This is a genomic window from Streptomyces sp. WAC05292, assembly GCF_003949955.1.
In the GTDB taxonomy this organism is placed as follows: domain Bacteria; phylum Actinomycetota; class Actinomycetes; order Streptomycetales; family Streptomycetaceae; genus Streptomyces; species Streptomyces globosus.
In genome coordinates, this window is sequence record NZ_RPSE01000221.1 from 1 (window position 1) to 10,130 (window position 10,130).

The 10,130-nt window shown below is 71.5% G+C and carries 10 protein-coding genes and 1 rRNA gene; all 11 read left to right on the forward strand.

Annotated features, from left to right (window positions below):
• The first annotated feature begins 8 nt into the window (after positions 1-8).
• Positions 9-125 (forward strand): 5S ribosomal RNA (gene rrf, locus EF903_RS21220).
• A gap of 127 nt (positions 126-252) precedes the next feature.
• Complete coding sequence (locus EF903_RS21225; RefSeq protein ID WP_114056672.1) at positions 253-843, forward strand: CDP-alcohol phosphatidyltransferase family protein; 591 nt, start codon at positions 253-255, stop codon at positions 841-843.
• A gap of 97 nt (positions 844-940) precedes the next feature.
• Positions 941-3,436, forward strand: coding sequence for a mannose-1-phosphate guanyltransferase (locus EF903_RS21230; protein ID WP_125545501.1), 2,496 nt, complete (start codon positions 941-943; stop codon positions 3,434-3,436).
• Positions 3,437-3,555: 119 nt separating this feature from the next.
• Positions 3,556-4,467: a DUF881 domain-containing protein gene (locus tag EF903_RS21235; protein WP_125545502.1), complete on the forward strand. Its 912-nt coding sequence runs from the start codon at positions 3,556-3,558 to the stop codon at positions 4,465-4,467.
• On the forward strand, positions 4,464-4,796 hold the full coding sequence (locus EF903_RS21240; protein WP_114056669.1) for a small basic family protein: 333 nt from the start codon (positions 4,464-4,466) through the stop codon (positions 4,794-4,796). The genes EF903_RS21235 and EF903_RS21240 overlap by 4 nt, the downstream gene beginning before the upstream one ends.
• Positions 4,797-4,801: 5 nt before the next feature.
• Complete coding sequence (locus tag EF903_RS21245; protein ID WP_125545503.1) at positions 4,802-5,689, forward strand: DUF881 domain-containing protein; 888 nt, start codon at positions 4,802-4,804, stop codon at positions 5,687-5,689.
• Between the two features lie 81 nt (positions 5,690-5,770).
• Positions 5,771-6,715 (forward strand): FHA domain-containing protein, encoded by a 945-nt coding sequence (locus tag EF903_RS35345; protein WP_125545505.1) that lies wholly within the window; start codon positions 5,771-5,773, stop codon positions 6,713-6,715.
• A 73-nt stretch (positions 6,716-6,788) separates the two neighbouring features.
• Complete coding sequence (locus EF903_RS21255) at positions 6,789-7,544, forward strand: MerR family transcriptional regulator (RefSeq protein WP_125545507.1); 756 nt, start codon at positions 6,789-6,791, stop codon at positions 7,542-7,544.
• A gap of 51 nt (positions 7,545-7,595) precedes the next feature.
• Entirely contained in the window at positions 7,596-8,069 is a 474-nt protein-coding gene (locus EF903_RS21260; RefSeq protein ID WP_114056665.1) for a bifunctional nuclease family protein, read from the forward strand.
• A gap of 177 nt (positions 8,070-8,246) precedes the next feature.
• The gene (locus tag EF903_RS21265; protein ID WP_125545509.1) at positions 8,247-8,882 is read left to right on the forward strand and encodes a MerR family transcriptional regulator; all 636 of its coding nucleotides are present in this window, start codon (positions 8,247-8,249) and stop codon (positions 8,880-8,882) included.
• A gap of 54 nt (positions 8,883-8,936) precedes the next feature.
• A partial coding sequence (locus tag EF903_RS21270; RefSeq protein WP_125545511.1) for a DNA polymerase IV occupies positions 8,937-10,130 on the forward strand: 1,194 nt, incomplete at its 3' end.

Sequence of the window (10,130 nt, forward strand, 5' to 3'; positions counted from 1 at the left end):
CATAGTGTTTCGGTGGTCATAGCGTTAGGGAAACGCCCGGTTACATTCCGAACCCGGAAGCTAAGCCTTTCAGCGCCGATGGTACTGCAGGGGGGACCCTGTGGGAGAGTAGGACGCCGCCGAACAATCATTGTGGGAAAGCCCCGCACCAGCTCTGGTGCGGGGCTTTCCTGCGTTCAGCGGGCGGTGCCGACTCCTGTAGGGTCGGGTGGCATCGTTCGTACGTTCAACGGCAACAGTGGAGGCCCCCGGGTGGAGGTCCAGGAGACTCGGGTTCAGACGGACCGAATTTTCACCATTCCGAACATCCTGAGCATGGCTCGGCTCGCCGGCGTGCCCCTGTTCCTCTGGCTGATCCTGGCCGAGTACGACCTGTGGGCGCTGGTCGTCCTCATGCTGAGCGGGGTCACCGACTACCTCGACGGGAAGCTCGCCCGCCGGTGGAATCAGATCAGCAGCCTCGGCCGGCTCCTGGATCCCGCCGCCGACCGCCTGTACATCCTCTCCACGCTCTTCGGACTGACCTATCGGGACATCCTGCCGCTGTGGCTCACCGGAGCCCTCCTGGCCCGCGACCTCATGCTGCTCGTGATGGTCGGCGTCCTGCGCCGACACGGCTATCCGCCGCCCCAGGTCAACTTCCTCGGCAAGGCCGCCACGTTCAACCTCATGTACGCCTTCCCGCTCCTCCTCCTCAGTGACGGCACGGGCTGGTTGGCCTGGATGGGGGCAGTTTTCGGATGGGCGTTCGCCGGATGGGGTACAACCCTCTATTGGTGGGCAGGAATCCTTTACGTGGTGCAGGTCCGCCGGCTCGTCAAGGCGGACACCACGGCCGATTGAATCCTCCCGCGCGGGCCGACGCGGACGGTCGCGACGCAGCCGTACGGGACGGACGAGATCGGTTGGAACGTCGTCTCCCGAGGAGGACCCTTCCGACATGAAGGCCGTCGTGATGGCCGGCGGCGAAGGCACACGCCTTCGCCCGATGACCTCGAGCATGCCGAAGCCGCTCCTGCCGGTGGCCAACCGGCCGATCATGGAGCACGTGCTCAGGCTGCTCAAGCGGCATGGGCTGAACGAAACCGTGGTCACCGTCCAGTTCCTGGCGTCGCTCGTCAAGAACTACTTCGGTGACGGCGAAGAGCTCGGAATGGAGCTCACCTATGCCAATGAGGAGAAGCCACTCGGCACCGCCGGCAGCGTGAAGAACGCCGAGGAGGCGCTGAAGGACGACGCATTCCTCGTCATTTCCGGGGACGCTCTCACCGACTTCGACCTCACCGACCTCATCCGCTTCCACAAGGAGAAAGGCGCACTCGTCACGGTGTGCCTGACCCGCGTGCCCAACCCCCTCGAATTCGGCATCACCATCGTCGACGAGGAAGGAAAGGTCGAGCGCTTCCTGGAGAAGCCGACCTGGGGACAGGTGTTCTCCGACACCGTCAACACCGGCATCTACGTCATGGAGCCGGAGGTCTTCGACTACGTCGAGGCCGACGTCCCCGTCGACTGGTCCGGCGACGTCTTCCCGCAGCTGATGAAGGAAGGCCGGCCCATCTACGGCTACGTCGCCGAGGGCTACTGGGAGGACGTCGGCACCCACGAGAGCTACGTCAAGGCCCAGGCCGACGTCCTCGAAGGCAAGGTCCAGATCGACATGGACGGCTTCGAGATCTCCCCCGGCGTGTGGATTGCCGAAGGAGCCGAAGTCAGCCCCGACGCGGTCCTGCGCGGCCCGCTCTACATCGGCGACTACGCCAAGGTCGAAGCCGGGGCCGAGATCCGCGAGCACACGGTCGTCGGATCCAACGTCGTCGTCAAGAGCGGCGCCTTCCTGCACAAGGCCGTCGTCCACGACAACGTCTACATCGGCCCCCACAGCAACCTGCGCGGCTGCGTCGTCGGCAAGAACACCGACATCATGCGGGCGGCCCGCATCGAAGACGGCGCCGTCATCGGCGACGAATGCCTCGTCGGCGAGGAATCCATCGTCCAGGGCAACGTCCGCGTCTACCCCTTCAAGACGATCGAGGCCGGCGCCTTCGTCAACACCTCCGTCATCTGGGAGTCCCGCGGCCAGGCCCACCTCTTCGGAGCACGCGGCGTCAGCGGCATCCTCAACGTCGAGATCACCCCCGAACTCGTCGTCCGGCTCGCCGGCGCGTACGCGACCACCCTCAAGAAGGGCGCGATCGTCACCACCGCCCGTGACCACTCGCGCGGCGCCCGCGCGCTCAAACGGGCAGTGATCTCCGCCCTCCAGGCCAGCGCCATCGACGTCCGCGACCTGGAGAACGTGCCGCTGCCCGTCGCCCGACAGCAGACCGCCCGCGGCAGCGCCGGCGGCATCATGCTGCGGACCTCGCCCGGCGTCCCCGACTCCGTCGACATCATGTTCCTCGACGAGCGCGGCGCCGACCTCTCCCAGGCCCAGCAGCGCAAACTCGACCGGGTCTTCGCCCGCCAGGAATACCGGCGCGCCTTCCCCGGCGAGATCGGCGACCTCCAGTTCCCCTCCAGCATCTTCGACTCCTACACCGGATCCCTGCTGCGGCGCGTCGACACCACCGGCATCGCCGACTCCGGACTCAAGGTCGTCGTCGACGCCTCCAACGGCAGCGCCGGCCTCGTCCTGCCCAGCCTCCTGGGCCGGCTCGAAGTGGACGCCCTCACCATCAACCCCGGCCTCGACGAATCCCGGCCCACGGAGACCGCCGAATCCCGCAGGGCCGGCCTCGTCCGGCTCGGCGAGATCGTCGCCTCCGCCCGGGCCGCGTTCGGCGTCCGCTTCGACCCCGTCGGCGAGCGGATCTCCCTCGTCGACGAGCGCGGCCGGATCATCGAGGACGACCGGGCCCTGCTCGTCCTCCTCGACCTCGTCGCCGCAGAGAAGCGCAGCGGCAAGGTGGCGCTGCCCGTCACCACCACGCGCATCGCCGAACAGGTCGCCGCCTACCACGGCACCCAGGTCGAATGGACGACCACGTCGCCCGACGACCTGACGCGCGTCGGCCGCGCCGAGAACACGATCTTCGGCGGGGACGGCCGGGGCGGGTACATCGTCCCGGAGTTCAGCAGCGTCTTCGACGGATCGGCCGCGTTCGTACAGCTCCTCGGGCTGGTCGCGCGCACGCAGCTCACCCTGAGCCAGATCGACGCGCGGATACCGCGAGCCCACGTCCTCAAGCGCGACGTGCCGACCCCCTGGGCCGTCAAGGGGCTCGTCATGCGGCGCGTCGTCGAGGCGGCCGGAGACCGCCAGGTGGACACCACCGACGGCGTGCGGGTCGTCGAGGCCGACGGCAGGTGGGCGCTCGTCCTGCCCGACCCGGCCGAAGCCGTCACGCACCTGTGGGCCGAAGGCCCCGACGACGCCTCCGCCCAGGCCCTGCTCGACGAATGGGCGGACGTGGTCGACGGCGCCGGACGCTGACCGACCACCCGGCCCGGACCACCGGCCCGGCCCGCCGCAGCGGCACCGCCGCCGCGGCGGGCCGGGCCGCGCGTCCACCCGTCGGGCGCATTCGGTACCGGCGGCGCCGACGTGCGACGATGAGCGGCATGTCGCAGCCGCCCCCCCACCGCGGACCGGCGCCGGTACCGCCCGCGCGCCCGGACGCGTCCATGTCGCTGCTGACGCACGTGATGGACCACAGCCTCGACGAGGGCTACGCGGAGGCGGCCGCACGGCGCCGGGCGGACGGGACCTCCGGGCTGCCCCGCACCGCCAAGGCGAAGCTGGTGCTGGCCGCCGGCCTCGTGCTCACGGCCGCGGTCCTCACGCTCGGCGCGGCCCGCACCCAGATGTCCGCGCCCGTCCTCGCCAAGGAGCGCCAGGAGCTCATCGACCGGGTCCACCGCGCGGACGACCGGGCCGACGGCCTGGAACGCGACATCGAGCGCCTGCGCGGCGACGTCGCCGGACGGCAGCGCGAGGCGCTCAAACAGCACGGCGGCGACCAGGGGCAGCGGACGGCCCTGCTCTCCGGCGCCACCGAAGTCCGCGGACCCGGGCTCAGACTCACCGTCGACGACGCCAAGGGATCCTCCTCCGCGGCCGGGGGCAAGCCGCGCGAGAACAGCGGGTTCTCCGACACCGGCCGGCTGCGGGACCGCGACATGCAGCGGATCGTCAACGGGCTCTGGCAGGCCGGAGCCGAAGCCGTCTCCATCAACGGGCAGCGGCTGACCGCCCTGTCCGCGATCCGCGCGGCCGGCGACGCGATACTGGTCGACAACCGGCCGCTGGTCCCGCCGTACGAGGTGCTGGCGGTCGGCGACAAGAAGCGGCTCCCCACCGCGTTCCAGGACTCCGTGGACGGCCAGTACCTGCGCGTGCTCCAGGAGAGCTACGGCATCCGGTACACGCTGTCCCCCGCGGACGAGGTACGGCTGCCCGCCGCGTCCAGCCTGACCGTACGGACAGCCACAGCAGCAGAAGAGCCGAAGAAGGGTGCATCGTGATCGCGGTACTGGGCCTGCTGGCCGGAGTGGTGGTCGGACTGCTGGTCCGGCCCGAAGTGCCGGCCGTCGTCGAGCCGTATCTGCCGATCGCCGTCGTCGCGGCGCTCGACGCGGTGTTCGGCGGCCTCCGCGCGATGCTGGACGGGATCTTCGACGACAAGGTCTTCGTCGTGTCGTTCCTGTCCAACGTGGTCGTCGCCGCGCTCATCGTCTTCCTCGGCGACAAGCTGGGCGTCGGCTCGCAGCTGTCCACCGGCGTGGTCGTCGTCCTCGGCATCCGCATCTTCTCCAACGCCGCGGCCATCCGCCGCCACGTGTTCCGGGCGTGAGGCCGATGAGCACCGACGACACCCCGCCCGAGGAGCCGAAGGCCCCCCTGCCGCCGAAGCAGGACGAGCCGGCCCCGCAGCCCCGCGAGACGGCCGCCGTACCGCCGGGCCCGCCCGCGCAGCCGGAGGCCCCCGCGCAGCCGGCCGGCGCCGGGCGGTCCGCCGGCCCCGACGGGACGGGCCGGCAGCGGCTCGCGGCCGGACTGTGGCCGCCCCGGTTCAGCCGGGCCCAACTGATCGTCGCCCTGCTGCTGTTCGTCCTCGGCCTCGGACTGGCCATCCAGGTGCGCTCCAACAGCGACTCCGGTGCGCTGCGCGGCGCCCGCCAGGAGGACCTCGTCCGGATCCTCGACGAGCTCGACGGGCGGACCCAGCGCCTGGAAGACGAGAAGCAGCAGCTGGAGGACCAGCGGCGCGAGCTCGAGAACAGCTCCAACCAGGCCGAGGAGGCGCGTCGGCAGACGGTGGAGAAGGAGCGCCAACTGGGCATCCTGGCCGGTACGGTGGCGGCGCAGGGCCCGGGGATCACCCTGCGGATCACCGACCCGAAGGGCCAGGTGCAGTCCGACCAGCTGCTGGACACCCTCCAGGAGCTGCGGGCGGCCGGCGCCGAGGCGATCCAGATCAACGGGGTGCGGGTCGTCGCGGGCTCGTACTTCACGGACGAGGGCGGGGGGATCGCCATCGACGGTAGGAAGATCGCACAACCCTACGAGTTCAAGGTCATCGGCAAGCCCCAGGACCTGGAACCGGCGCTCAACATCCCGGGCGGGGTCGTGCAGACGCTGGAAAAGGAACAAGCCACCGTGGCCGTCACACGGTCGGCGAAGATCGTTGTGGATGCCTTGCGGGCTGCGAAGCAGCCTGACTACGCTCGGTCGTCATCGTCGTGATGCAGGACGGGGGGCCGACGGCTCACGCGGGCTGCCGCCTGCGGGGGGTCGACGCACCGAAGTCGTGGTGCGTGGTGGAAACTGTCTGGTGGTTGCGGACGTTGTGAGGATGTCCGGGTCGGCAGGTGTGTGCATTCGGAGTTCGTCCTGCCCCACGGGCGGGTCTGTTTCGTTCAAGGGGAATCGCCCGTGAAGTTGTTTGAGAAGTTGTTCGGAAAGAAGAACCGCGAGGAAGACGGTGCGGCGCAGCACCGCGCGGGCCGGGGGGAGGCGCCGGCGCCGGCGGACCGGCCGCTCTTCCGTGACGAGGTCGCCGGCGCGGGCGACGTTCCGGGCGCGCCCGGCGCGTCGTCTGTTGACCCTGCCGGTACCGCCCGCATAGGTTTCGGTGACGCATCAACCTCGAGTACGGGTGGAGGGTTTGCTCCCGACCCGTATGCCACCAACGCCTCCGCGGGGCAGCCGCGGCACGAGGAGCCGTCCATGCCGGCCGAGCAGGTCTGCAGCAGGTGCGGGCACCGCAGCGATGCGGCCAGCCGGTTCTGCTCCAACTGCGGGGCGCCGCTGCGGGCGGGTCTGACGCCGGAGCGCGCCTCGGAGACCACGTCCACCATCTCGATCTCGGGCCTCGAGGCCTACGAGGCCGAGGTGTCGGGACAACAGCACGTGTCGTCGTCGCTGTCCCCCGAGGCCCAGGCCGCGGTGGAAGCGCTGCCCCCGGGTTCCGCGCTGCTGATCGTGCGGCGGGGCCCCAACTCCGGGAGCCGCTTCCTGCTGGACGGCGAGCTGACCACGGCGGGCAGGCACCCGCAGAGCGACATCTTCCTGGACGACGTCACGGTCTCCCGGCGGCATGTCGAGTTCCGCAGGAGCCAGGACGGCGGTTTCACCGTCGCCGACGTCGGCAGCCTGAACGGCACGTACGTCAACCGCGAGCCCATCGACTCGGTGCCGCTGCACAACGGCGACGAGGTCCAGATCGGCAAGTACCGGCTGGTCTTCTACGCGAGCCTGCGGGGCGCCTGACACCCCCTGGCGCCGTCCGGGCCGGCACCCGCCGCCCCCGGACGGCGCTCCGGGGATCCCCAGGGAAGGTTCCATGCTGCGCACTCCGACAGGCGGTGCCGCGAACGGCTCCGCAGGCCAGGCCGACCGGCTCGTGAGCATCGGCGCGGTGATCGCGATGCTGCGGGACGAGTTCCCCGAAGTCACCATCTCGAAGATCCGCTTCCTGGAGGCGGAGGGGCTCGTGGAGCCCCGGCGCACCCCCTCCGGATACCGCAAGTTCAGCACCGCGGACGTGGAGCGGCTGGCCCGCGTCCTGCGTCTCCAGCGCGACCACTACCTGCCGCTGAAGGTCATCCGCGAGCAGCTGGACGCCGTCGACCGCGGGGACCGGGTCCGCATCCCCGCACCCACGGCCCACGGGGAGTCCGCCGACACCTCCCCGCCGCCGGATGCCGGCCCCGGCGGAGAGCCTGCCGCGCCCGCCCGGGTGGGGCGGGCCGAGCTGATCGCCGCCGTCGAGGCGGACGAGGAGCAGCTGGCCGCCTGGGAGGCGTACGGGCTGCTCGCCGAGGGCCCCGGTGGCGGCTTCGACCAGGATGCGCTCACGGTGGCCCGCCTGCTCGCCGACCTGGGGCGCTTCGGGCTGGAGCCGAGGCACCTGCGGGCCATGAAGGCCGCCGCGGACCGGGAGGCGGGCCTGGTGGAACAGCTCGTGGCACCGCTGCGCCGCCACCGCAACCCGCAGACCCGGGCGCACGCGGAGGCCACCGCGAGGGAGCTCGCGGGGCTGTCCGTACGGCTCCACGAGGCCTTGGTGCAGAGCGCCCTCGGGGTGCGGCTGCACTGACCGGACGGGCCCGACTACCCAAACCTGCCGGGCAGGTCCTAGGGTTGCTGTGTGAACGAGCTCGACGTTGTGGGTGTCCGGGTGGAAATGCCCTCGAACCAACCGATCGTGCTCCTGCGTGAAGTGGGAGGCGACCGGTACCTCCCCATCTGGATCGGACCGGGGGAGGCGACCGCGATCGCCTTCGCGCAGCAGGGGATGGCCCCCGCCCGTCCGCTGACGCACGACCTGTTCAAGGACGTGCTGGAGGCGCTCGGTGAGGAGCTCACCGAGGTCCGGATCACGGATCTGCGGGAGGGCGTCTTCTACGCGGAGCTGGTCTTCGCCAGCGGGGTGGAGGTCAGTGCCCGCCCGTCCGACGCGATAGCGCTGGCCCTGCGGACCGGTACGCCGATCTTCGGCAGCGACGGCGTGCTCGACGACGCCGGAATCGCCATTCCGGACGAGCAGGAGGACGAGGTGGAGAAGTTCCGCGAGTTCCTCGACCAGATCTCGCCGGAGGACTTCGGCACCGGGCCGCACTGACAAGCGGTCCCCGCGAATCGGGGAGCCGGCAGCCCATTCGGCCATCCTTTCCCGGCCTTGGGGCACGGGAAACCACTCTCAGGGTGATTATCACTCGGCGTGCCGAGTGTGGCGATCGTTGACGCACCCCGGGCGACTGCCTACCTTCGAGGGGGCAGGCAAGGACGGAGGGTCGGCGTGAGGATCACGGGCGACGGTACGACCGGGGGCATCCCCGCACGGAGTGACGCTGGGCCGTACCCGCTCCACGGCAGTGCGGCGGGCTCCGCTCACCGTCAGCCGGAGACCACGCCGGGCACCGCGCCGCCGCCACCGGCGGCCGAGGTCGTCGGCTACCGCGGTCCGACCGCCTGCGCGGCGGCCGGGATCACCTACCGGCAGCTCGACTACTGGGCCCGCACCGGGCTGGTGGAGCCGACGGTGCGGCCCGCGTACGGGTCCGGGACGCAGCGCCTGTACAGCTTCCGCGACGTCGTCGTACTCAAGATCGTCAAGCGGTTCCTGGACACGGGCGTCGCCCTGCAGAACATCCGCAACGCCGTGCAGCACCTCCGGGAGCGCGGCTTCTCCGACCTGGAGCGCGTGACGCTGATGAGCGACGGCGCCAGCGTCTACGAGTGCACCTCGCCCGAGCAGGTCGTCAGCCTGCTCCAGGGCGGCCGGGGCATCTTCGGCATCGCCGTGGGCGTCGTCTGGCACGACGTGGAGAAGGCGCTGTCCCAGCTGCACGGAGAGCGGGTCGACACCGGCGAGACCGTCGTCGGCCACAACCCCGCGGACGAGCTGGCCGCGCGCCGCAACCGGGCGGGCTGACCGGCCGCACGCCGGCCGCCGCCTTTGTCAGAGGCATAGGGCAGCATCGGGGCCGTGAGATCCGCGCCGACCATCCTCCACCTGGACATGGACGCCTTCTACGCCTCGGTGGAGCAGGCGTCGAAGCCCAGCCTGCGCGGGAAGGCCGTGATCGTCGGCGGGCTCGGCCCCCGCGGAGTCGTCGCCACCGCCTCCTACGAGGCGCGCCGTTTCGGCGTGCACTCGGCCATGCCGACCGCGCAGGCCAGGCGGCTGTGCCCGAACGGCGCCTACCTCGTGCCCCGCTTCACCCTGTACCGGGCGGTCAGCGACACCGTCATGGCGCTGCTGCGGGAGCTGTCGCCGCTGGTGGAGCCGCTCAGCCTGGACGAGGCCTTCGTCGACCTGGAGGCGGGCGGCACCGCCTGGGACGCCGCGTCCGCGCGCGCGGCGGGGGAGCGGCTGCGCGCGGACATCGAGGCCGCGACGGGCCTCAGCGGATCGGTGGGGCTGGCCGGCTCCAAGATGCTGGCGAAGGTGGCCTCGGAGGAGGCCAAGCCGGACGGGCTGCTGCTGATCGAGCCGGGGACGGAGCGCGCGCTGCTGGCCCCGATGCCGGTGCGCACACTGCCGGGGGTCGGCCCGGCCACGGGGGAGCACCTGCGGCGGGCCGGGATCACCACGGTCGGGGAGCTGGCGGAGGCCGGCGAGGACGAGCTCGTGCGGCTGGTGGGGCGGGCGCACGGGGTCGGCCTGTACCGGATGGCCCTGGGGCTGGACGACCGGCCGGTGGTGGCCGAGCGCGACGCCAAGTCGGTGTCCGTCGAGGACACCTTCGACGTCGACCTGCACGACCGGGTCCGGATCCGGACGGAGGTGCAGCGGCTCGCCGACCGGTGCGTCGGGCGGCTGCGCGCCTCCGGGCACTCCGGGCGGACGATCGTGCTCAAGGTGCGCCGCTACGACTTCTCGACGCTGACGCGCTCCGAGACGCTGCGCGGTCCCACCGACGACCCGGCCGTGGTGCGGGAGGCCGCGGCGCGCCTGCTGGAGGGGGTGGACACCACCGGCGGGGTGCGGCTGCTGGGCGTGGGGGTCAGCGGGCTGGCGGACTACACCCAGGAGGACCTCTTCGCGCAGTCCCTCGCCGGCACGGCGGACGGGGCACAGCCCCAGGGAGCCGCCCCGGGCGCGCGGGGCGCCGTACAGCCGCCGCCGGGCGGTGAGGCGACCGCGGGGACGGGGGAGCCATCAGAGGGCCCTGGGGGC

What these genes read in the sequence shown, in the direction of transcription:
- EF903_RS21230 (WP_125545501.1), top strand. Translation starts at nt 941, where the DNA reads ATGAAGGCCGTCGTGATGGCCGGCGGCGAAGGCACACGCCTTCGCCCG.
- EF903_RS21235 (WP_125545502.1), top strand. Translation starts at nt 3,556, where the DNA reads ATGAGCGGCATGTCGCAGCCGCCCCCCCACCGCGGACCGGCGCCGGTA.
- EF903_RS21245 (WP_125545503.1), top strand. Translation starts at nt 4,802, where the DNA reads ATGAGCACCGACGACACCCCGCCCGAGGAGCCGAAGGCCCCCCTGCCG.
- EF903_RS21255 (WP_125545507.1), top strand. Translation starts at nt 6,789, where the DNA reads ATGCTGCGCACTCCGACAGGCGGTGCCGCGAACGGCTCCGCAGGCCAG.